21 protein-coding genes, 1 tRNA gene and 1 pseudogene are annotated in these 21,517 nt (G+C 71.5%); 12 read left to right on the forward strand and 11 right to left on the reverse strand.

Annotation, left to right across the window (positions count from 1 at the left end; all coding sequences use genetic code 11):
- Window positions 1–2: 2 nt before the first annotated feature.
- From ACFZDI_RS06900 to iolC, 5 genes are read right to left on the reverse strand one after another with little or no spacing between them, the layout of a single operon-like run.
- Window positions 3–1,496, reverse strand: a complete 1,494-nt coding sequence (locus ACFZDI_RS06900; protein ID WP_234845444.1) for a CoA-acylating methylmalonate-semialdehyde dehydrogenase — start codon at window positions 1,494–1,496, stop codon at window positions 3–5.
- Window positions 1,497–1,537: 41 nt separating this feature from the next.
- Window positions 1,538–3,409, reverse strand: a complete 1,872-nt coding sequence (gene iolD / locus ACFZDI_RS06905; RefSeq protein WP_391248305.1) for a 3D-(3,5/4)-trihydroxycyclohexane-1,2-dione acylhydrolase (decyclizing) — start codon at window positions 3,407–3,409, stop codon at window positions 1,538–1,540.
- Complete coding sequence (iolB, locus tag ACFZDI_RS06910) at window positions 3,406–4,299, reverse strand: 5-deoxy-glucuronate isomerase (protein ID WP_391248308.1); 894 nt, start codon at window positions 4,297–4,299, stop codon at window positions 3,406–3,408. The genes iolD and iolB overlap by 4 nt, the downstream gene beginning before the upstream one ends.
- Before the next feature lie 13 nt (window positions 4,300–4,312).
- Window positions 4,313–5,191, reverse strand: a complete 879-nt coding sequence (locus ACFZDI_RS06915; RefSeq protein WP_391248310.1) for a deoxyribose-phosphate aldolase — start codon at window positions 5,189–5,191, stop codon at window positions 4,313–4,315.
- 13 nt (window positions 5,192–5,204) lie between these two features.
- Window positions 5,205–6,182, reverse strand: a complete 978-nt coding sequence (gene iolC / locus ACFZDI_RS06920; protein WP_391248312.1) for a 5-dehydro-2-deoxygluconokinase — start codon at window positions 6,180–6,182, stop codon at window positions 5,205–5,207.
- Between the two features lie 321 nt (window positions 6,183–6,503).
- Between iolC and ACFZDI_RS06925 the strand changes: the two genes are divergently transcribed.
- The 6 genes from ACFZDI_RS06925 to ACFZDI_RS06950 all read left to right on the forward strand — a co-directional run bounded on the left by ACFZDI_RS06925 (window position 6,504) and on the right by ACFZDI_RS06950 (window position 12,461).
- Window positions 6,504–7,523 (forward strand): substrate-binding domain-containing protein, encoded by a 1,020-nt coding sequence (locus ACFZDI_RS06925; protein ID WP_391248314.1) that lies wholly within the window; start codon window positions 6,504–6,506, stop codon window positions 7,521–7,523.
- A complete protein-coding gene (locus ACFZDI_RS06930) occupies window positions 7,523–8,599 on the forward strand; it encodes an ABC transporter permease (protein WP_391248316.1) in 1,077 nt (358 codons plus the stop codon). The genes ACFZDI_RS06925 and ACFZDI_RS06930 overlap by 1 nt, the downstream gene beginning before the upstream one ends.
- A gap of 5 nt (window positions 8,600–8,604) precedes the next feature.
- Complete coding sequence (locus ACFZDI_RS06935; protein ID WP_234845418.1) at window positions 8,605–9,516, forward strand: ATP-binding cassette domain-containing protein; 912 nt, start codon at window positions 8,605–8,607, stop codon at window positions 9,514–9,516.
- 1 nt (window position 9,517) lies between these two features.
- Window positions 9,518–10,420, forward strand: coding sequence for a TIM barrel protein (locus ACFZDI_RS06940; protein ID WP_391248318.1), 903 nt, complete (start codon window positions 9,518–9,520; stop codon window positions 10,418–10,420).
- Between the two features lie 15 nt (window positions 10,421–10,435).
- Window positions 10,436–11,455, forward strand: a complete 1,020-nt coding sequence (locus ACFZDI_RS06945) for a Gfo/Idh/MocA family protein (RefSeq protein ID WP_234845416.1) — start codon at window positions 10,436–10,438, stop codon at window positions 11,453–11,455.
- Window positions 11,456–11,855: 400 nt separating this feature from the next.
- Window positions 11,856–12,461 carry a GPP34 family phosphoprotein gene (locus ACFZDI_RS06950; RefSeq protein WP_234845415.1) on the forward strand — a complete coding sequence of 202 codons (606 nt, stop codon included), beginning with the start codon at window positions 11,856–11,858 and terminating at the stop codon, window positions 12,459–12,461.
- A gap of 18 nt (window positions 12,462–12,479) precedes the next feature.
- On the opposite strand, the gene ACFZDI_RS06955 is transcribed toward ACFZDI_RS06950, so the two are convergent.
- The 3 genes from ACFZDI_RS06955 to ACFZDI_RS06965 all read right to left on the reverse strand — a co-directional run bounded on the left by ACFZDI_RS06955 (window position 12,480) and on the right by ACFZDI_RS06965 (window position 15,548).
- Window positions 12,480–13,484: a Gfo/Idh/MocA family oxidoreductase gene (locus ACFZDI_RS06955; protein ID WP_234845414.1), complete on the reverse strand. Its 1,005-nt coding sequence runs from the start codon at window positions 13,482–13,484 to the stop codon at window positions 12,480–12,482.
- A gap of 121 nt (window positions 13,485–13,605) precedes the next feature.
- Entirely contained in the window at window positions 13,606–14,382 is a 777-nt protein-coding gene (locus tag ACFZDI_RS06960; protein ID WP_391248321.1) for an oxidoreductase, read from the reverse strand.
- A gap of 8 nt (window positions 14,383–14,390) precedes the next feature.
- The gene (locus ACFZDI_RS06965) at window positions 14,391–15,548 is read right to left on the reverse strand and encodes a phytanoyl-CoA dioxygenase family protein (RefSeq protein ID WP_234845412.1); all 1,158 of its coding nucleotides are present in this window, start codon (window positions 15,546–15,548) and stop codon (window positions 14,391–14,393) included.
- A gap of 108 nt (window positions 15,549–15,656) precedes the next feature.
- Here ACFZDI_RS06965 and ACFZDI_RS06970 point away from each other — a divergent pair, with 108 nt between their 5' ends.
- Entirely contained in the window at window positions 15,657–16,688 is a 1,032-nt protein-coding gene (locus ACFZDI_RS06970) for a substrate-binding domain-containing protein (protein WP_391248323.1), read from the forward strand.
- Window positions 16,689–16,751: 63 nt separating this feature from the next.
- A complete protein-coding gene (locus ACFZDI_RS06975) occupies window positions 16,752–17,363 on the forward strand; it encodes a TMEM175 family protein (RefSeq protein ID WP_234845410.1) in 612 nt (203 codons plus the stop codon).
- A gap of 9 nt (window positions 17,364–17,372) precedes the next feature.
- Here ACFZDI_RS06975 and ACFZDI_RS06980 read toward each other — a convergent pair whose 3' ends face one another.
- Window positions 17,373–18,536: a Gfo/Idh/MocA family protein gene (locus tag ACFZDI_RS06980; protein ID WP_234845409.1), complete on the reverse strand. Its 1,164-nt coding sequence runs from the start codon at window positions 18,534–18,536 to the stop codon at window positions 17,373–17,375.
- Window positions 18,537–18,668: 132 nt separating this feature from the next.
- On the opposite strand from ACFZDI_RS06980, the gene ACFZDI_RS06985 reads away from it, so the two are divergent.
- Window positions 18,669–19,670, forward strand: coding sequence for a substrate-binding domain-containing protein (locus ACFZDI_RS06985; RefSeq protein WP_391248326.1), 1,002 nt, complete (start codon window positions 18,669–18,671; stop codon window positions 19,668–19,670).
- Between the two features lie 71 nt (window positions 19,671–19,741).
- Here ACFZDI_RS06985 and ACFZDI_RS06990 read toward each other — a convergent pair whose 3' ends face one another.
- Window positions 19,742–20,086, reverse strand: coding sequence for a cupin domain-containing protein (locus tag ACFZDI_RS06990; RefSeq protein WP_030840645.1), 345 nt, complete (start codon window positions 20,084–20,086; stop codon window positions 19,742–19,744).
- 290 nt (window positions 20,087–20,376) lie between these two features.
- Between ACFZDI_RS06990 and ACFZDI_RS06995 the strand changes: the two genes are divergently transcribed.
- From ACFZDI_RS06995 to ACFZDI_RS07005, 3 genes are all read left to right on the forward strand, one after another.
- Window positions 20,377–20,574: a hypothetical protein gene (locus tag ACFZDI_RS06995; RefSeq protein WP_391248328.1), complete on the forward strand. Its 198-nt coding sequence runs from the start codon at window positions 20,377–20,379 to the stop codon at window positions 20,572–20,574.
- Between the two features lie 41 nt (window positions 20,575–20,615).
- A tRNA-Pro gene (locus tag ACFZDI_RS07000) sits at window positions 20,616–20,689 on the forward strand.
- Window positions 20,690–20,918: 229 nt separating this feature from the next.
- Window positions 20,919–20,996: a 50S ribosomal protein bL37 gene (locus ACFZDI_RS07005; protein ID WP_372486533.1), complete on the forward strand. Its 78-nt coding sequence runs from the start codon at window positions 20,919–20,921 to the stop codon at window positions 20,994–20,996.
- A gap of 128 nt (window positions 20,997–21,124) precedes the next feature.
- Here ACFZDI_RS07005 and ACFZDI_RS07010 read toward each other — a convergent pair.
- Window positions 21,125–21,483 (reverse strand): annotated as a pseudogene (locus ACFZDI_RS07010) (FAD-dependent monooxygenase); the annotation flags it as partial.
- Window positions 21,484–21,517: the final 34 nt, after the last annotated feature.

Here is a 21,517-nt window from a genome sequence, read left to right on the forward strand (position 1 = left end):
TGTCAGGAGTTGCTCGGGAAACCGAGGTTGATACCGCCGTCGGACGGGTCCGGCCAGCGGGTGGTGACGACCTTGCCCTGGGTGTAGAAGGCGATGCCGTCGTTGCCGTAGATGTGCAGGTCTCCGAAGAGGGAGTCCTTCCAGCCGCCGAAGGAGTGGTAGCCGACGGGGACCGGGATCGGCACGTTGACGCCGACCATGCCCGCCTTGACCTCCATCTGGAAGCGGCGGGCCGCGCCGCCGTCCCGGGTGAAGATCGCGGTGCCGTTGCCCCAGCGCGAGGAGTTGATCAGCTGGATGGCCTCCTCGTACGTCTGCGCGCGGACGACCGCCAGCACCGGGCCGAAGATCTCGTCCCGGTACGCGTCCGCCGTCAGCGGCACCCGGTCCAGCAGCGAGACGCCGAGGAAGAAGCCGTTCTCGTGACCCTCCACCGTCAAACCCGTGCCGTCGACCACGACCTCCGCGCCCTGCTCGGCGGCCGACGCCACGTAGGACGCCACCTTGTCGCGGTGCTCGCGGGTGATCAGCGGGCCCATCTCCGAGGCGGGGTCGTCACCGGGGCCGATCCTCAGCTTCTTCGCCCGCTCGGCGATCTTGCCGACCAGCTCGTCACCGATGTCACCCACGGCCACGACCACCGACACGGCCATGCAGCGCTCGCCCGCCGAGCCGTACGCCGCGTTGATCGCCTGGTCGGCGGCGAGTTCCAGATCGGCGTCGGGCAGCACCAGCATGTGGTTCTTGGCGCCGCCGAGCGCCTGCACCCGCTTGCCGTGCTCGACGGCCTTCAACTGGATGTACTTGGCGATCGGCGTCGAGCCCACGAAGGACACCGCCTCGATGTCAGGGTGCTCCAGGAGACGGTCCACGGCCGTCTTGTCGCCCTGCACGATGTTCAGGACGCCCTCCGGCAGCCCCGCCTCGGTGGCCAGCTCCGCCAGCCGGAGGGACGCCGACGGGTCCTTCTCCGACGGCTTCAGCACGAAGGTGTTGCCGCAGGCGATCGCCAGCGGGAACATCCACATCGGCACCATCGCCGGGAAGTTGAACGGCGTGATGCCGGCGACCACGCCCAGCGGCTGGCGGATCGAGGCGACGTCGACCCGGTTGGAGACCTGGGTGGACAGCTCGCCCTTGAGCTGGACGGAGATCCCGCACGCCAGCTCCACGATCTCCATGCCGCGCGCGACCTCGCCGAGCGCGTCGGAGTGCACCTTGCCGTGCTCGGCGGTGATCAGCTCCGCGATCTCGTCCCGGTGGGCGTCGAGCAGTTCGCGGTACTTGAACAGGATCGCCGTGCGCGTGGCCAGGGAGGACCCGCCCCAGCTCGCGAAGGCGGCCCTGGCGGAGGCGACGGCGGCGTCGACCTCCTCGACGGTCGCGAACGCGACCTGCTTCTCCTGGTCGCCGGTCGCCGGGTTGTAGACGGGGCCGAACCGGCCGGAGGTGCCCTCGACGGGCTTGCCGTCGATCCAGTGGGTGAGGGTCTTCATGGTGCGCATGGGCCTTTCACGGAGCGGGGTGTCAGGGGAGTTCACAGGTGGCGCCGGCGGTCCGCGACCTTCCGGTCGTAGCGCTCGCGGGCCTCGACGGCGGCCGTGCGGGAGGCGGTCTCGGCCACCGGTACGTCCCACCAGGCCTCGGCCGGGGGAGCGGTCGGTGCCGGGTCGGTCTCGACGTACACGCACGTAGGGCGGTCGGAGGCACGCGCCGCGGTGAGCGCCTCGCGCAGCTCGCGCACGGTCTTGGCGCGCAGCACGTCCATGCCGAGGCTGGCCGCGTTGGCGGCGAGGTCGACGGGCAGCGGGGCACCGGTGAAGGTGCCGTCGGCGGCCCGGAAGCGGTAGGCCGTGCCGAAGCGTTCGCCGCCGGTCTCCTCCGACAGGCCGCCGATGGAGGCGTAGCCGTGGTTCTGGATCAGGACGATGTTGACCGGCAGGCCCTCCTGGACGGCCGTGACGATCTCCGTCGGCATCATGAGGTAGGTGCCGTCGCCGACCAGGGCCCACACGGGAGTGCCGGGGGCGGCCTGCTGGACGCCGATGCCGGCCGGGATCTCGTAGCCCATGCAGGAGTAGCCGTACTCCAGGTGGTACTGGCGCGGGCTGCGCGAGCGCCACAGCTTGTGCAGGTCGCCGGGGAGTGAACCGGCCGCGTTGATCACCACGTCGTCGTCGCCGACGGTCGCGTCCAGCGCGCCCAGCACCTGCGTCTGGGTCGGGACCGCGCTGTCGTCGTCCGCCCGGTAGGCGGCTTCGACGATCTCGTCCCAGCGCTCCTTGCCGGCGCGGTAGTCGGCCTCGTACGCCTCGGACACCCGGTGCCCGGACAGCCTCTCGGCCAGCCTCTCCAGACCGGACCGCGCGTCGCACACCAGGGTCCGCGCGGCCAGCTTGTGCGCGTCGAAGCCGGTGATGTTGAGGTTGAGGAACCGCACGTCCGGGTTCCGGAAGAGCGTGCCGGAGGCGGTGGTGAAGTCGGTGTAGCGGGTGCCGACGCCGATCACCAGGTCGGCGGTGCGGGCGAGCGCGTCGCTCACCGCGGTGCCGGTGTGGCCGATTCCGCCGAGGTCTGCGGGGTGGTCGTACCGCAGCGAGCCCTTGCCCGCCTGGGTGGAGGCGACGGGGATGCCGGTGGCCTCCACGAACGCCGTCAGCGCCTGCTCGGCCTCGCTGTGGTGGACGCCGCCGCCCGCCACGATCAGCGGCCGCCCGGCCGACCGGATCGCCTCGACGGCCGCCGCCAGTTCCACCGGGTCCGGAGCGGGACGCCGTACGGACCAGACGCGCTCGGCGAAGAACTCCTCCGGCCAGTCGTACGCCTCCGCCTGTACGTCCTGCGGCAGGGCGAGGGTGACGGCGCCGGTCTCCGCCGGGTCGGCCAGCACCCGCATCGCCTGGAGCGCCGAGGGGATCAGCGCCTCCGGGCGGGTGATCCGGTCGAAGTACCGCGAGACCGGGCGCAGCGTGTCGTTGACCGACACGTCGGCCTCGACGGGGTGTTCCAGCTGCTGGAGCAGGGGGTCGGGGGCGTGCGAGGCGAAGTAGTCGCCGGGCAGCAGCAGCACCGGCAGCCGGTTGATGGTGGCGAGCGCGGCGCCGGTGACCAGGTTGGTGGCGCCCGGGCCGATCGAGGTCGTCACCGCCTGCGCGGAGAGACGGTTGAGCTGGCGGGCGTGGCCGACGGCCGCGTGCACCATGGACTGCTCGTTGCGGCCCTGGTGGTAGGGCATCACATCGGCGTACTCGACCAGCGCCTGGCCGACTCCGGCAACGTTGCCATGGCCGAAGATGCCCCAGGTCCCGGCGATCAGCCGGCGGCGCACGCCGTCCCGCTCGGTGTACTGGGCGGACAGAAACCGGACCAGCGCCTGGGCGGTCGTCAGTCGGCGGGTGGGGGCGCTCATAGGGAGATCTCCGGGGCGGTGTAGAGGGGGAGCCGAGGGTCGACCGGCTGGTCCGGCCAGGTGTCGCGGACCCAGGCGTGGTCGGGGTGGTCGCAGATCAGCCAGGCGCGCTCGGCCTCCGGGCCCGCCATGACGTTCAGGTAGTACATGTGGTGGCCGGGCGTGGCCATCGACGGCCCGTGCCAGCCGTCCGGGATGAGGACGACGTCGCCGTCGCGCACCTCCGCGAGCACGTCGGTGTCCCGGCCCGGGCCGGAGGGGGAGACGCGCTGGTAGCCGAGGCCGGGGATGCCGTCGTGGCCGGCGAACTCGAAGTAGTAGATCTCCTCCAGCACGGACTCCTCGCCGGGCCGGTGCTCGTCGTGCTTGTGCGGCGGGAACGACGACCAGTTGCCGCCCGGGGTGATCACCTCGACCGCGATGAGCTTGTCGCACTCGAAGACTCCGGCCGCGCCGAAGTTGTTGACCTGCCGGGAGCAGGTGCCGGTGCCGCGCAGCTCGACGGGCACCTCGGAGGCGGGGCCGTAGCGGGCGGGCAGCCGGCGGGTGCAGCGCGCGCCGGTCAGCGCGAACCGGCCGCCCCCGGCCGACGTCACGGTCGCGCGGGCGTCGCGCGGCACGTACGCGAAGTCGCTGACGCCGCTGAACACGTCGGCGCGGCCGCGGAGTTCGAAGGTGTCCTGGCCGAAGTCGTCCGTGGCGGCGACGGTGCACCCGCCGCTCAGCGGGACGACGATCCACTCGCTGTCACCGGTGTCGAAGGAGTGCGTGCCACCGGGCGGCAGTTCCAGGACCCGCAGGCTGGAATGGCCCCAGCCGGCCTTCTCGGGCGTGACGTCGACGGCGTACGGGCCGCCGAGGGCCTTGCCGGCGGGAAGGTGGTACGTCATTGGTTCCTCCGGATCACAGCAGACCGACGGCCGTGTCCACGGCCTCTTCCACACTGCCCCCGGCCGGGTAGAGCAGCGACCGTCCGACCACCATGCCCTGGACGGTGGGCAGCCGCAGGGCCTTGCGCCAGCGTTCGTAGGCACCCTCCTGGTCCTCGCCCACCTCGCCGCCGAGCAGCACGACGGGCAGCGTCGAGGTCTGGAGGACCCCGGCCATGGCGTCCGGGTCGTCGGTGACGGGCAGCTTCAGCCAGGTGTAGGCGGAGGTGCCGCCCAGTCCCGAGGCGATCGCGACGGACCGGGTGACGGCCTCGGCGGACAGGTCGTTGCGGACCCTGCCGTCGACCCGCCGCGAGATGAAGGGCTCGACGAAGAGGGGGAGCCTGCGGGCCGCCATGGCGTCGATCGCCCGCGCGGTGGACTCCAGCGTGGTCAGCGAGCCCGGGTCGTCGTAGTCGATGCGGACCAGGAGCTTGCCGGCGTCGAAGCGGAGCCGGTCGATGTCCTCGGCGCGGTGGCCGGTGAAGCGGTCGTCCATCTCGAAGGAGGCCCCGGCGAGTCCGCCGCGGTTCATCGAGCCCATGACGACCTTGTTCTCCAGCACCCCGAGCAGGAGCAGGTCCTCCAGGATGTCGGCGGTGGCGAGCACCCCGTCGACGCCGGGCCTCGACAGCGCGGTGCACAGCCGCTCCAGCAGGTCCGCGCGGTCCGCCATGGCCAGACGCCGGTCGCCGACCCCGAGGGCGCCGCGCGCCGGGTGGTCGGCGGCCACGATCATCAGGCGGCCGCTGTCACCGACCAGCGGTCGGCGCACCCTGCGGGCCGCCGCCTCGGCGACGGCCTCGGGGTTGCGGGCTCTGACCGTGGTGAGGTCGGGGATGCCGATGTTCAAGGAAGGCTCCGTTTCAGTGGCTCGTGCTCGGCACCGGCGCCCCGGCGAGGAGATCCTCGACCTCGGAGGCGGTGGGCATCGCGGACGAGCAGGCGAGGCGGGAGGCGACGAGGGCGCCGGCGGCGTTGGCGTGGCGCATGGTCTTCTCCAGGTCCCAGCCGGCCAGCAGACCGTGGCACAGCGACCCGCCGAAGGCGTCACCCGCGCCCAGTCCGTTGACCACCTCGACCGGTACCGGCGGGACCTCGGCCCGGGTGCCGCCGCGGTGCACGGCGAGCACCCCCTTGGGGCCCTGCTTGACGACGGCCAGCTCCACGCCGGCCTCCAGCAGCGCGTCCGCGCAGGCCTGCGGCTCGCGCATCCCGGTGGCGATCTCGCACTCGTCGAGGTTGCCGACCGCGACCGTGGCGTGCCGCAGGGCCTCGCGGTAGTACGGGCGGGCCTCCTCGGGATCACCCCAGAACATCGGGCGCCAGTCGAGGTCGAAGACGGTGGTGCCGGCCTTGTCGCGGGCCTTGAGGGCGGCGAGGGTGGCGGAACGGCTCGGCTCCTCGCTCAGTCCGGTGCCGGTGATCCAGAAGATCCGGGCGTCGCGGACGGCGAAGAAGTCCAGCTCGTCGGTGCGGATCTCCAGGTCCGGCGCCTTGGGGCGGCGGTAGAAGTACAGCGGGAAGTCGTCCGGCGGGAAGATCTCGCAGAACGTTACCGGCGTCGGGTACGCAGCGACGGGGGTGACCCAGCGGTCGTCGACCCCGAAGCCCTTCAACTCCTCGTGCAGGTACGTGCCGAACGGGTCGTCGCCGGTGCGCGTGATCACCGCCGTGCGGCGTCCGAGGCGGGCGGCGGCCACCGCCACGTTGGCCGCGGAACCTCCCAGGAACTTCCCGAACGTCTCCACTTTCTCCAAGGGGACGCCGGTCTGCAGGGGGTAGAGGTCGACCCCGATGCGGCCCATCGTGATCACATCGAAATACGGGGCTGGCTCGGCCATGCGCGACCTCCTCGGGAAGCTGGGGATGCGGGCCCCGGGGCGCCCTGACACGGTGGGGGCGTGGATCCACGGGACCTGCCGCCTCCCAGGTGTAGGTCTCCGAGGGTGGTGCTGTCAATAGTTTGTACTTACATTCGGACCTGCTTGTGAAATGATGTCTTAACAAAGTATTGACAGCGGGCGCGGCAGGGACTTGTATCCCGTGCCATCGCAACAGTCGGTTTGCGGCATCATGATCCGGACTCCGTAAGGCTCCGGGACCACGGATCCCTTCGTGATCCCTTCCTTTCCCCGCAGTAGCACAGTGAGGTGCCAGGAAAGATGGACCGCTCTTCCCACCCCCGCTCTCGCAGGCTCGCGCCCGTAGTCGCCCTCGCCGCCGCAGCGGCCCTGACCCTCGCCGGCTGCTCCAGCAGTTCCGGGGGCAAGAAGTCCGAGGAGGGCGCCGCGAACGCCTCGGCCGGCAAGGCGACCACGCCGCGCATGACCGTCGCCCTCGTCACCCACCAGGCGCCCGGCGACACCTTCTGGGACACCGTCCGCAAGGGCGCCGAGGCCGCCGCCGCCAAGGACAACATCAAGCTCGTCTACTCCGCCGACCCGAACGCGGGCAACCAGGCCAACCTGGTGCAGAACGCGATCGACCAGAAGGTCGACGGCATCGCCGTCACCCTCGCCAAGCCGGACGCGCTCAAGGGCGTCATAGGCAAGGCCGGGAAGGCCGGCATACCCGTCGTCGGCCTCAACTCCGGCCTGAGCGACTGGAAGAAGCTCAACCTGCTGGAGTTCTTCGGCCAGGACGAGTCCGTGGCGGGCGAGGCCTTCGGCAAGAAGCTCAACGAGGTCGGCGCCAAGAAGGTCCTCTGCGTCATGCAGGAGCAGGGCAACGTCGGCCTCACCCAGCGCTGCGACGGCGTCGCCAAGACCTTCGAGGGCAAGGTAGACCCGCAGAACGTCAACGGCACCGACATGCCGTCCGTGAAGTCGACGATCACCGCCAAGCTGAAGCAGGACCCGTCCATCGACTACGTCGTCACGCTCGGCGCGCCCTTCGCGCTGACCGCGGTGCAGTCGGTGTCCGACGCCGGCAGCAAGGCGAAGGTCGCCACCTTCGACCTCAACAAGGACCTCATCAAGGCCGTCAAGGGCGGCGACATCCAGTTCGCCGTCGACCAGCAGCCCTACCTCCAGGGCTACCTGGCCGTCGACGGCCTGTGGCTCTACAAGAACAACGGCAACTACAGCGGCGGCGGTGAGCAGCCCGTGCTGACCGGACCGGCCTTCGTCGACAAGTCCAACGTCGACACGATCGGGGAGTTCGCCGCGAAGGGCACCCGGTGATGAGCATGACCCAGCAGGCTGAGCCGGCGGTGGGCACACCGCCGGCCCCCGGCCCCCAGCAGACGGACGGCCGGACGCGGCGGCGCCCGCTGGCGCTGCGGCTGCTCGCCCGGCCCGAGGTCGGCGTGTTCCTCGGCGCCGTGGCCGTGCTCGTGTTCTTCCTGTTCGCGGCACCCCCGGTGCGCGACGGCAGCTCGATGGCCAACATCCTGTACCAGTCGTCGACCATCGGGATCATGGCGCTGCCCGTGGCCCTGCTGATGATCGGCGGCGAGTTCGACCTCTCGGCGGGCGTCGCCGTGGTCACCTCGGCGCTGACCGCGTCGATGCTCAGCTACCAGCTGACCCTGAACGTCTGGGTCGGCGTGATCGTCGCCCTGCTCGTGTCGCTCGCGATCGGCGCCTTCAACGGCTGGCTGCTGGTCAAGACCGGCCTGCCGAGCTTCCTGGTCACCCTGGGCACCTTCCTGATCCTCCAGGGCGTGAACCTCGCGATCACCAAGCTCGTCACGGGCAACGTCGCCACCGACGACATCAGCGACATGGACGGCTTCGCCCAGGCGCAGAAGATCTTCGCCTCGACGTTCGAGGTCGGCGGGGTCAACGTCAAGATCACCGTGGTGTGGTGGCTGGTCTTCGCGGCCCTGGCCACCTGGGTGCTGCTGCGCACGAAGTACGGCAACTGGATCTTCGCCGTCGGCGGCAACAAGGACTCCGCCCGCGCCGTCGGTGTCCCCGTGACCTTCACCAAGATCTCCCTGTTCATGCTGGTCGGCTTCGGCGCCTGGTTCGTCGGCATGCACCAGCTGTTCTCCTTCAACACCGTGCAGTCCGGCGAGGGCGTGGGCCAGGAGCTCATCTACATCGCCGCGGCCGTCATCGGCGGCTGTCTGCTCACCGGTGGCTACGGCTCCGCGATCGGCACGGTCTTCGGCGCCTTCATGTTCGGCATGGTGCAGCAGGGCATCGTCTACGCCGGCTGGAACCCCGACTGGTTCAAGGCCTTCCTCGGCGTGATGCTCCTCGGCGCCGTCCTCATCAATCTGTGGGTCCAGCGCACGGCGACCCGGAGGTGACCGCGATGACCAGCGAAGAAACGGGCACCCACGGTGCCGTCCTGAAGGACACCCCGCCCGCCGACGAGCGTCCCCTCGTCGAACTGCGCGGTGCCGGCAAGTCCTACGGCAACATCCGCGCCCTGCACGGCGTGAGCCTCGAAGTCCACCCCGGCAAGGTGACCTGCGTCCTCGGCGACAACGGCGCCGGCAAGTCCACCCTCATCAAGATCATCTCGGGGCTGCACCAGCACACCGAGGGCGAGTTCCTCGTCGACGGCGAACCGGTGCGCTTCTCCACCCCGCGCGAGGCCCTCGACAAGGGCATCGCAACGGTCTACCAGGACCTCGCCGTGGTCCCCCTGATGCCGGTGTGGCGGAACTTCTTCCTCGGCTCCGAGATGACCAAGGGCCCCTGGCCCCTGCGCCGTCTCGACATCGAGAAGATGAAGAAGACCGCGGACGAGGAACTGCGCAACATGGGCATCGTCCTGGACGACATGGAGCAGCCCATCGGCACGCTCTCCGGCGGCCAGCGCCAGTGCGTCGCCATCGCCCGCGCCGTCTACTTCGGCGCCCGCGTCCTCATCCTGGACGAGCCGACCGCCGCCCTCGGCGTCAAACAGTCCGGCGTGGTGCTGAAGTACATCGCCGCCGCCCGCGAGAAGGGCCTCGGCGTCATCTTCATCACCCACAACCCGCACCACGCCTACATGGTCGGCGACCACTTCAGCGTGCTGCGCCTCGGGACCATGGAACTGTCCGCCTCCCGCAGCGACGTCTCCCTCGAGGAACTGACCAACCACATGGCCGGCGGCGCCGAACTGGCCTCCCTCAAGCATGAGTTGAGCCAGGTCCGCGGTGTCGACGTCGAAGAGCTCCCCGAAGAGGGGGACCTCACCGCCCCCGTAGCCACGTCCTCGGAAGGAAAGTCCTGACATGGCCCTCGCGCTCGACCGCATCCGGGTCGGCTCCGCCCCCGACTCCTGGGGCGTCTGGTTCCCCGACGACCCGCAGCAGGTCCCCTGGGAACGCTTCCTCGACGAGGTCGCCGAGGCCGGCTACTCCTGGATAGAACTCGGCCCGTACGGCTACCTGCCCACCGACCCGGCCCGGCTCACCGACGAGGTGGCCAAGCGGAACCTCCAGGTCTCCGCCGGCACCATTTTCTGCGGACTGCACCGCGGCCCCTCCGAGTGGGACTCCACCTGGGAGCAGGTCAGCCGGGTCGCCGCGCTCACCCAGGCCATGGACGCGGGGCACCTGGTGGTCATCCCGTCGTTCTGGCGGGACGACAAGACCGCCGAGATCCTCGAGGCCCCCGAGCTCACCGTCGAGCAGTGGCGCAACCTCACCACGGGCATGGAGCGCCTCGGCCGCGAGGTGAAGGACACGTACGGTCTGGACATCGTCGTCCACCCGCACGCCGACACCCACATCGACACCGAGGAGCACGTCGAGCGGTTCCTCGACTCGACCGACTCCGGCGCCGTCAACCTCTGCCTGGACACCGGGCACTACGCCTACTGCGGCGGCGACAGCGTCAAGCTGATCGAGACGTACGGCGAGCGCATCGGCTATCTGCACCTCAAGCAGGTCGACCCGGAGATCCTCGCCGACGTCGTCAAGAACGAGGTCCCGTTCGGTCCCGCCGTCGCGCGCGGCGTGATGTGCGAACCGCCCGCGGGCGTACCCGAGTTGGGTCCGGTCCTCACGGCGGCCCAGAAGCTCGGCGTGGACCTGTTCGCCATCGTCGAGCAGGACATGTACCCCTGTGAGCCGGACAAGCCGCTGCCCATCGCGGTGCGCACCCGCACGTTCTTGAGGTCCTGCGGCGCCTGACCCGAAAGGACGGCCATGACGGAGCGCGCCCCCCTGGGCATCGCGGTCATCGGTACCGGAAGGATGGGCGCCGACCACGTGCGCCGCATCCGCGACGTCACCAGCGGAGCACGCGTGGCCGCCGTCGTGGACGTCGACGCGGAGCGCGCCAAGGCCGTCGCCGCCCATGTCGACGGCTGCACCGCCCACACCGACCCGGCGGCCGCGATGGCGGCGGCCGACGTCGACGCCGTCCTGATCGCCTCCCCCGGCCCTGCCCACGAGGCCACCCTCCTTGCCGCCTTCGAGCACGATCTGCCCGTCCTGTGCGAGAAGCCGCTCACCCCCGACGCGGCCTCCGCCCTGCGCGTCCTCGAAGCCGAACTGCGTCTCGGCCACCGCCGGGTCCAGGTCGGATTCATGCGCCGCTACGACCCCGAGTACGGGAAGCTGAAGGCCCTGCTGACGACCGGTCAGCTGGGCCGCCCGCTCATGGTGCACAACCGGCACCGCAACGTGGCCAGCCCGCCCTTCTTCACCAGCTCCATGCTCATCAGCGACTCCGTCGCCCACGAGGCCGACGCGACCCGCTGGCTGCTGGGCCACGAGATCACAGCCGTCACGGTGCTGCGCCCCACCCCGTCGGCCAACGCCCCGGACCACCTGCAGGACCCCCAGTTCGTGATCTTCGAGACCGACGGCGGAGCCCTCAGCGACGTCGAGATCTTCGTCAACTGCGGCTTCGGCTACCAGGTCCAGGCCGAGGTGGTCTGCGAACGCGGCACCGCCCGCATCGGCGACGGCCACGCCCTGGTCACCCACATGGCCGGCCGTTGGGGCGGCACCATCGCCCAGGACTTCACCGAACGCTTCGAGACGGCATACGACCAGGAGATCCAGGCCTGGGTCGACGCCACCCGCCGCGGCGAGGTGACCGGCCCGAGCACCTGGGACGGTTACGCCGCGGCGGCGGTCTGCGAGGCGGGGGTCAGGGCACTGGAGGACGGGGGCCGGGTGGAGATCGATCTGGTGGACAAGCCCGCGCTGTACACGTGAGAAGGGGACCCGGGGTCGCTCCAGGGTCCCCTCGCGGCGTGCCTCGGACACGGGAGCGCGGCCGGGGTTCGAGGCCCGCCTTTAGGTGGCACGCGTCGATGAGTTCCCTCGTCCGCACCGTGTCGTCCGCGTCCAGCGGCAGCGCGGCGCCGTCCCGGACTCGGGCGGCGAGGCGAGCATCCGCAGCGCGTGCAGCTGTGGCAGCCGAGGTCCATCAGGGCGCCGCCGGCCGGCGGCAGCGTCCTGTGCGCGGTGGTTCCCGGACCGGTTCGCTCATGCCTGGCCTTTCTCCTGGTTCGTCACGGGACGGTGCTCGTGCGTCGACGGTGTGTACGAAGATCCTGGTCGCCGCTCCGGCGGCAACGGCGTAGCGTGATCAGTGCCTTCGAGGGGAGCGGTGATGGGCACAGCACGCGACCTGATGATCGTGGCGATGGACGCGGCCACGAGCCGAGAGGTGACGCAGGGCGACCTGTCGCTCGGGCTGGCCGGGGCCGAGCTGATCGACCTGCTCGGTGGCGAGGTGGTGACACTGGACGGCGACCGCATCGTGTCCCGCCTGGCGCCGCCCCTCGACGACCCGCTGCTGGACCGGGCCGCGACGGCGCTCGTGCGCGACAAGCCGTACGAGCCGATCGAGGACTGGCTGTGGCGCCGGGGCCGTGGACTGGCCCAGGAGTACTCGACCGTCCTCGAGGAGGAGGGGCTCGTCGCGCGGCCCCGGGGCTCCTGGCTCCCTTTCCGCGGCAGCACCTGGCCCGCACCGGTCGAGTCACCTGCCCGGCAGCGTGCCCGGCACCGCCGGGCGACCGACGAGCCGGTGCTCGCCGTACTCGCGGCGGCCGTCGGGGTGCGCGACGAGGTGCCCGAGGACCTCCCGGAGCCCGACGACGCGCCCCAGGCCGTGCTCGCCGCCGTGGTCGACGCCGTGACGGAACTGGGCGCCGTCCGCCGTCGGCGGGCCATCGAGGACGAGGCGTTCTCCAACGTCTGGCGCGCTCCCTGAGCCGCGGCGGCCGCCACGTCAGCCCACCCGTACCTCCTCGATGGTCACAGGACGGTGCTCGCGCAGCGACAGGGTGCACGCGTCGGCGATCCAGCCCGCCTCCAGGGCGTCCTCGATCGTGCAGGGGGAGGGACGTGTGCCGGCGACGACCTCGGTGAACGCGGTCAGTTCGGCGCGGTAGGCCTCGGTGAAGCGGTCCATGAAGAAGTCGTGCGGCGTGCCCGCCGGGAAGGTCACCCCGGGCTCGACCGAGCGCAGCGGCAGCTTGTCCTCCAGGCCGACGGCGATGGAGTCCCGGAAGCCGTGGATCTCCATGCGGACGTCGTAACCGCGTGCGTTGTGCCGGGAGTTGGAGACCACCGCGATAGTGCCGTCGTCGAGGGTGAGGATCGCGCCGGTGGTGTCGGCGTCGCCGGCCTCCTTGATGAAGTCCGCGCCGCGGTTGCCGCCGACGGCGTACACCTCGGTCACCTCGCGGCCCGTCACCCAGCGGATGATGTCGAAGTCGTGCACCGAGCAGTCGCGGAAGATGCCGCCGGACGCGGCGATGTACGCGGCCGGCGGGGGCGCCGGGTCGAGCGTGGTCGAGCGGACCGTGTGCAGCTTGCCGAGCTCACCGCTCCGCACGGCGGCGCGGGCGTTGACGAACCCCGTGTCGAACCGGCGGTTGTAGCCGATCTGGATCGGCACGTCCCGGCCGGCCACGGCCTTGAGGACCTCGACCCCCTCGGCCATGGTCCTGGCGACGGGCTTCTCGCAGAAGACGGGGACACCGGCCTCGACACCGGCCAGGATCAGCGCCGGGTGGGCGTCCGTGGCGGCGGCGACGACGATGCCGTCCACACCTGCGGCGAGCAGGGCCTCCGGTGAGTCCACGACCTCGGCCCCGAACCGCTCGGCGGCGGCCTTGGCGGCGTCCGCGAACGGGTCGGTCAGGACGAGGGAGCCGACGGCGTCGAGTCCGGACAGGGTTTCGGCGTGAAAGGCGCCGATGCGGCCGAGGCCGAGGATTCCGATACGCATGGGTGTTGCTCCTAGAGGTAGACGGGGGGTGGTGCTGCGCCCTCGCTTTTGGGGGCGCGGGGAACTGCGCGATCAGCCACAACGGCGCCGCACATCACCGACGGCAATGCGCGGCACATCCTCAGTCGAGTCCCCCCAACACGTTCTGATCCCAGTCGATGATCGACCCGGTGACCACCCCGGACCGCTCCGACAGCAGGAACACAACAAAGTCGGCGATCTCGTCGGGCTGCCCCAGCTTGCCCATCGGCAGCTTCGCGGCCGCCTCCTCGCGCCAGCCGTCCCCCGCCCCGTGGAACGCCCTCTGCGTGGCGTCCTCGCCCTCCGTCGCCGTCCAGCCGATGTTGAGCCCGTTGATCCGGACCCGGTCCCAGCGGTGCGCGTGCGCCGCGTTGCGGGTCAGCCCGATCAGCCCGGCCTTGGCGGCGACGTACGGCGCGAGGAACGGCTGCCCGCCGTGCGCCGACGAGGTGATGATGTTGACGATCGTGCCGGGCGCCTGACGGCCCACCATGTCCGCCACCGCCGCCTGCATCGCGAAGAACGGGCCCTTCAGGTTGATCCCGATGTGCCGGTCGAACAGCTCGGGCGTGGTGTCCAGCAGCGTCCCCCGGGACGTCAGCCCGGCGGAGTTCACCAGGCAGTCGACGCGGCTGTACGTGTCCACGACCCGGGCCACGGAGGCCTTCGCCTGCTCGGCGTCCGACAGGTCGGCCCGCACGTACATCGCCTTGCCGCCCGCGGCGGTCAGCTCCTCCACCAGCGCCTCGCCGGGCTCCGGGCGCCGCCCGGTCACGGCCACCACCGCCCCTTCGCGCACCGCTGCCCGCGCGACGGCCGCGCCGACCCCCTGGCTTCCGCCGTTGACCAGGACGACCTTGTCGTCGAGAAGTCCCATCGGGTTCCTCAGCTCTCTCGCCGTTCGGCACCGGCCCGCAGCTCCGCCCGGAGCGTCCGCGGCGTCCACTCCTCGCGCAGCGCACGCCGCACCAGGTCCGCCTGCGAGGGCGGTGCCAGGCCGTCGACGGGCGGGTCACCGTCGAGGTTGGTGGGGAAGGGGTAGCCCTCGGCGCTCGCCGCGATCACGTGGTCCAGCCACGCCTGGTCCGCGCCTTCGGCCTTGCGCCGGAGGAGAACCGGGTACACCGCGTTGGCCACGGCCTCCCGGTCCACCGTCTCCATCGCGCGGCCGAAGGCGGACGACACCTGGAGCAGGTTCGCCATGCGCCGGATGTCCGCCGAGCGGTTGGTGCCGGCCGCGTGGAAGAGCGCCGGGTTGAAGAACACGGCATCGCCCTTGGCGAGCGGCAGCTGCACCCGGTGCGCGTCGAAGTACGCCCGGAACTCCGGTCGCCGCCAGGCGAGATAGCCCGGCTCGTACGTCTGCGAGTGCGGCAGGTACATCGTCGGCCCGGACTCCACCGGCATGTCGCAGTGCGCGACCGCGCCCTGGAGCGTCAGCACAGGGGAGAGGCGGTGCACGTGCGCCGGATAGGCGGCGGCGACCTCGTTCGACAGGAAGCCCAGGTGGTAGTCGCGGTGCGCGGTCTGGGCGGCGCCGCCCGGGTTGACCACGTTCAGCTGGGAGGTGACCTGGTAGCCGGGGCCCAGCCACGCGGTGGCCACCAGCGCCAGGACGTCGTTGGCGTAGTAGTCGGCGAACGCCTCCGGGTCGTACAGGGCCGCCTTCTCCAGCGCGTTCCACACCCGGTCGTTCGCGCCGGGCTCGGCGAAGTGGTCCCCGGCGGCCGCGCCCGAGGCGCGCTGCTCGGCGATCAGCGCCTCGAACACGGCGGTGGCCCGGTCCACGACGTCCGGGTCGGGGAAGGCGCCGCGGAAGACGACGATGCCGGGCCCGTCGGTGAGCGCCCGCACCAGCTCGGCCTGGACCACCCGGTCGCCTTCCAGCAGCCCGCAGTCGTAGACCGGCACGTTCCGCTCGACCGCGCAGGCATGCGGGTAGTCGGCGCGGTCCGTCACCCGTTCGACCAGGTCGCGGAACGCGTCGAGATCACAGTCCTGCTCGGACAGCCAGGCACGGTGGGGTACGGAAGTGAAGGACATCGTCGTCCCTTCGGGGTCACGGAGCGGCGCAGCCCTGTCATTCTTGTCAGTACAAACCCTTCGAACAACCAGCAGCGAGCCATCAAAAACCCCTCAAGGAGCCGGCGCATGGGCCACCCGTTCCCGATCCGGGAGATCGCCCGTCAGGCGGGCCTGAGCGAGGCGACCGTCGACCGGGTGCTGAACGGCAGGGGCGGCGTGCGCGAGAGCACCGCCCGGGAGGTCCGCCAGGCCATCGCCGATCTCGACCGGCAGCGCACCCAGGTGCGCCTCGTCGGCCGGACGTTCATGGTCGACATCGTGATGCAGGCGCCCGAGCGCTTCACCACGGCGATCCGCGCCGCCCTGGAGGCCGAGCTGCCGTCCCTGCGTCCGGCGGTGCTGCGCTCCCGCTTCCACTTCCGCGAGACCGGCCCGGCCACGGAGCTGGTGCGGATCCTCGACCGCATCGCACGGCGCGGCTCGCAGGGCGTGATCCTCAAGGCCCCGGACGTCCCCGAGGTGACCGCCGCGGTCGGCCGGCTCGAAGCCGCCGGCGTCCCGGTGGTGACGCTGGTGACCGACCTGCCCGCCAGCGCCCGCCGCGCCTACGTCGGCATAGACGACCGGGCGGCGGGCGCCACGGCCGCCTATCTGATGGGCCAGTGGCTGGGGGAGCGCCCCGGCAACATCCTCACCAGCCTCAGCAGCGGGTTCTTCCGCAACGAGGAGGAGCGCGAGATGGGCTTCCGCAGCGCCATGCGCGCTCGGCACCCGGGGCGCACGCTGGTCGAGATCGCCGAGGGCCAGGGGCTGGACACCACCCAGTACGACCTCGTGCGGGCCGCACTGGAACGCGACCCGGACATCCGCGCGGTGTACTCGATCGGCGGCGGCAACATCGCGACGCTGCGCGCCTTCGACGACCTCGGCCGCGACTGCGCGGTGTTCGTCGCGCACGACCTCGACCACGACAACACACGCCTGCTGCGCGAGCACCGCCTGTCCGCCGTGCTCCACCACGACCTCCGGCAGGACGTGCGCGAGGCCTGCCACACCGTCATGCGCGCCCACGACGCGCTGCCGCCGGCCGGACCGATCCTGCCGTCGGCCATCCAGGTGGTGACGCCGTACAACATGCCGCCGCAGGCGGCCGTGTGAACGCCGGGGCGACACCGGGCGTGGATACGTGAGGAGTCCCGGCCCCGCCCCTACCGTCGGCCCATGTGGACCTCGCGCCCGGACGGCGGCCCCGAGCGGTTGGTGACCCTGGTCGACGGCGTGTTCGCCATCGCCATCACGCTGCTCGTCCTTGACCTGTCCGTGCCGCGGGAGCTCGAGCCCGCCGCGTATCGCGCGGCCCTGCGCGAACTGCTCCCGGACCTGGGGGCCTACGCGCTGAGCGTCGCGGTGCTGGGAAGCTTCTGGCGCGACCACCGGCGGATCTTCCAGGACGTGCGGGAGATCGACGGCCAGGTGATCGGCATCTCGATGGTCGGTCTCGGCGTCGCGGCCCTCGTGCCGTTCCCGACCCGGCTGCTCGCCGAGTACGGCGCCCAGTCCGTGTCGGTCGCCGTGTACGCGGGCGCCGTCGCCGCGCTGGCCGCCTGCCATCTGGGGGTGGCCGCCGTGCTGGCGAAACGCCCCTGGCTGCGCCACGACAGGCCCTCCGAGGCGGCGACCACCCTCTACCTCCTGGACAGCGCCTCGTCCGTGGTGGTCTTCCTCGCGACCGTCCCGCTGGCCCTGGTGGCCGGCCCCGGGATCATGTGGATGTGGCTGGCCCTCGTGCCGGTGAAGGTCTACCTGGGCCGCAGGCTCACCAGCTCCACCTGAGGGCGTGAGTCACGCCCGCCCGGTGACCTCCGCCCAGCTCCCGCTCCGCGCCGACCGCGCCATCGCGTCCAGCGCGGCCGCGCTGTGCACGGCGTCCGTCAGCGTCGCTCCGTGCGGGGTGCCCTCGGCGACCGACCGCAGGAAGCGGTACGCCTCGACGACCTTCAGGTCGTCGTACCCCATGGCGTTCGCCGCACCCGGCTGGAACGCGGCGAACTCGCCGTGGCCCGGGCCCACGTACACCGTGGTGACGGACTGGTCCTGGTACGTGGTGCCGCGGCTGACCCCCAGCTCGTTCATGCGGCGGAAGTCCCAGAACACCGCGCCCCTCGTGCCGTGCACCTCGAAGCCGTAGTTGTTCTGCTCACCGACCGACACCCGGCAGGCCTCCAGGACACCGCGTGCCCCGGAGGCGAAACGCAGCAGGCAGCTGACGTAGTCCTCGTTCTCGACCGCGCCGAGTTCGCCTCCGGCGGCGCGGCTGTGGCCGGACGTGGCACCGGACGGGCGGGCCCGCTCCGGGACGAAGATCGCCGTGTCGGCTGTCAGGGACGCGAGGTCGCCGACCAGATACCGGGCCAGGTCCACGCCGTGCGAGGCCAGGTCGCCCAGCACCCCGCTGCCGCCCCGCTCCCGCTCGTAGCGCCACGTCAGCGCACCTTCGGGATGCGCGGCGTAGTCGCTGAACAGCCGGATGCGCAGGTGCGTGACCGTGCCGATCTCGCCGGCGGCGATCAGCTCCCGGGCCGCTTCGACGGCGGGCGCGTTGCGGTAGTTGAAGCCCACCGTGCCCTGCACACCGGCCGCGGCGACGGCGTCCGCGACCGCGCCGGCGTCCTCGGCGGTCAGGCCCACCGGCTTCTCGATCCAGATGTGCTTGCCCGCCTCGGCCATGGCGACGCCGATCTCACGGTGCAGGAAGTTCGGCGCGGTGATGCTGACCGCCCGCACCCGAGGATCGGCGGCCACCTCACGCCAGTCCCGGGTCGCGGAGGCGAACCCGAACTGCGCGGCGGCCTCCTCGGCCCGGCCCGGCACCTCCTCGGCGACGGTGACCAGCTCCGGAGCGAGGGGCAGCTGCGGGTAGTGGTGCCGCACACGCGCGTAGGCCTGCGTGTGCACCCGCCCCATCCAGCCGAATCCGATGACGGCGACGCCGAGCGTGTCCACCATGAGAGCCCCTCTTTGGACCGTTCCAGAACCTGTCCAGGCCACCCTGGGCGGGTCTGCCGACGCTGTCAACCCTTTGACGAGCCGTGCCGCCCCCTTTGACAAGCCGTACCGCCCCATGGAACGGTCCATCCCATGAGACCGCCGACGATCCGGGACGTGGCCGAGCGGGCCGGTGTCTCGAAGTCGCTGGTCTCCCTCGTGCTGCGCGGCTCCGACCAGGTGCGCCCCGAGAAGCGCGACGCCGTGCTCCGGGCGGCTCGGGAGCTCGGTTACCGCCCCAACGCCGCCGCCCGCAGCCTCAGCGAGCGGCGCACCCGCACCGTCGGCGTCCTCCTGAACGATCTGCGCAACCCCTGGTTCGTCGACCTCCTCGACGGCCTCAATTCCCTGCTGCACGCCAACGGCCTGCGCATGCTGCTGGCCGACGCCCGCCTCAACCGCCGCACCGGCCAGGACCCGGCCGACCCGCTGCTGGACCTGCGCGTCGACGGCCTGGTGGTGGTCGGCACACTCCCCGACCCGGCGGCCCTCGAAGACGCCGGGCGCATCCCGGTCGTCCTGGCCGGCTCCCGCGAACCGGCGCCGCCCGGCGTCGACGTCGTGGCGGGCGACGACGAGCGGGGCGCCCGTCTGGTGTCCGAGCACCTGATCGGCCTCGGGCACCGCCGGATCGCGCACATCGCGGGCTACGGAGCGGTGGGCGAGCTGCGCCGCCGGAGCTTCGAGGCGGCGATGCGCCGACACGGTCTCGCGGACGAGGTGCTGGTCGAGCCGAGCGACATGACCGAGGAGGGCGGCTACCGCACGACCGTCCGGCTGCTCAGCCGCCCCGACCGGCCCACGGCGGTCTTCGCCGTCAACGACATCGCGGCCATCGGCGCGCTCTCGGCGGCCGAGGAACTGGGCCTGCGCGTCCCGCACGACCTGTCCGTCGTCGGCTACGACAACACGAGCATCGCCCGGCTGCGGCACGTGTGGCTGACGACGGTCGACAACTCGAGCCACGAGGTCGGACGCCGGGCGGCCCGCTGCCTCCTGGAACGCTTCGAGGACGCCGGCGGAGCGGGCCGCGTCCAACTGGTCTCGCCCACGCTGGAGATCCGCGGGTCGACGGCGCCCGCGCCCGGCCCCTGACCACGCGAACACCGGCGCGTGCCCCGCCAAGTGACGGAGCCCGCGCCGCTCGGCGACTGCGTGGGCACCGCTCAGAGGTTGATCGCGTACGCCTTGCGCAGGGTCTCGTGCACCGTCCACGTCGTGCGGTCGCCCTCGCGCAGGACGGCCATGTCGCCCGGCCCGACCGTGAGCGTGGGCCCGCCCTCGACCTCGATCGTCGCCGACCCGCTGATCACGACGAACAGTTCGTCGGCCTCGGTGTCGGTGACCACGCCGGGAGTGATCTGCCAGACGCCCCGCACCTGACGGCCGTCCTCCGACTCCCAGACCACCTTCCCGGTCACCTCGGGCGTCCCGGAGACGATCTGCTCGGGCGCGAGGGGCTCGGGTTCGAGCTCGGCGTCGGGGATGTGCAGTACGAAGCTGTGCGTCATGCGGTGACCTTAGCCCTGGTGAGCGGGGGAGCGGCCTGGACAGAGTGTGGGGTTGCGGGCGGGCCGGGCGGACACTCCGTCGTTCCAGTGCGTGCGTCGGGGTGCCCCTCGCCCGACAGCTGACACGGGCCTGTGCGGCTCCCCTGTCCGTCTCAACCCCTATGCCCTGGTCGGGAGTTCCCGCCGACTCGCGTATTGTTGCGGCATATGCCCGGCCGGTGTCACGGCCGAGGCGTGCGAGCGTGCGGGCGAAGGGGAAGAAGGACGTGGACGAGACACGGGAACGGTCCGTGCGACGAGCCGAAATCACCGGAGGCGTGGCCACGGCCCTCCTGGGCGTCGCGGGCCTCGCGGGGCTCGCCACCCAGGCCGGGCTCCCCTGGTGGGCCGTCCTCGCCGTGGCCGTCTCGACGGTGGGACTCGCGGGCTGGACCCGCCGCCCGGACCGGCCGTCGGCGCGGGCCGGGGGACAGGTCCCCATGCGGTAGGGTTGACCTGCGTGATCACGCGGTTCACCCGCGGGACGCATCGGGACGTGGCGCAGCTTGGTAGCGCACTTGACTGGGGGTCAAGGGGTCGCAGGTTCAAATCCTGTCGTCCCGACTCGTAAGAGTCACCGACAAGGGCTGTTTCGGAGGCATCCGAAACAGCCCTTGAGCATTTCCCTGGGCGGGTGCGACCGCGCCCGGGCCGGGGCCCAGCCCGTGACATAGGCCACCCGTGTGCATTCGCATCGTCTGTGTTTGCGTTCGTGCCCGTTGGAAAGTGGCTCTGTAGTCACCGGACGCGCAATCCGGTGGATGGTGACCGAGAGCCGGAAAGAGGAGGTCCGATGTCCTCGAAGCGACGTCGCAAGAAGAAGGCCCGCCGCAAGAACGGTGCGAACCACGGCCGCCGTCCGCAGTCCTGAAGGATCCTGCGGGAGCGCGCCGACATGAACGGGCGGGTGGCCGGTGCCACCCGTCCGTTTGCGTTCGCAGGCCGTCCCGGCCGCTTCGCAATCCGGTGTCCGTCACCGGCGGAAGACCCGCCCGAGTGCGTGCCCCGCTCGATGCCGGTGCCGAAGCGGGCTTGCTCCTCGATGATCCGCTCCGTCTCGTACTGCGGCAGGGCCGCGAAGGCGTGTAGGGGACCTCCGGCGGCAGCCGCAGCTCCAAGCGCGCCTGCTCGAGGCCGTCGGCGTACACCAGCTGCCCGCGCAGCGGCACGGCGGCTTCCAGGGCGGCCCGCACCATGCCCATCCGGTCCCACACCTCCAGCGTGCGCGGCTGGACACCCACCGCCTTGGCGTACGGCAGCCGGTCCGGCAGTCTGTCGATGATCCGGCAGCGGACCCCCTGCCGTCGCAGCTCGGCCGCCGCGGTCAGCCCGACCGGGCCCGCGCCCACGCGGTACATCCGTGTCCACCACCGGCGTCTCCTGCCGAGAGCC

The organism is Streptomyces sp. NPDC007907 (genome assembly GCF_042959365.1).
GTDB lineage: Bacteria > Actinomycetota > Actinomycetes > Streptomycetales > Streptomycetaceae > Streptomyces > Streptomyces indiaensis.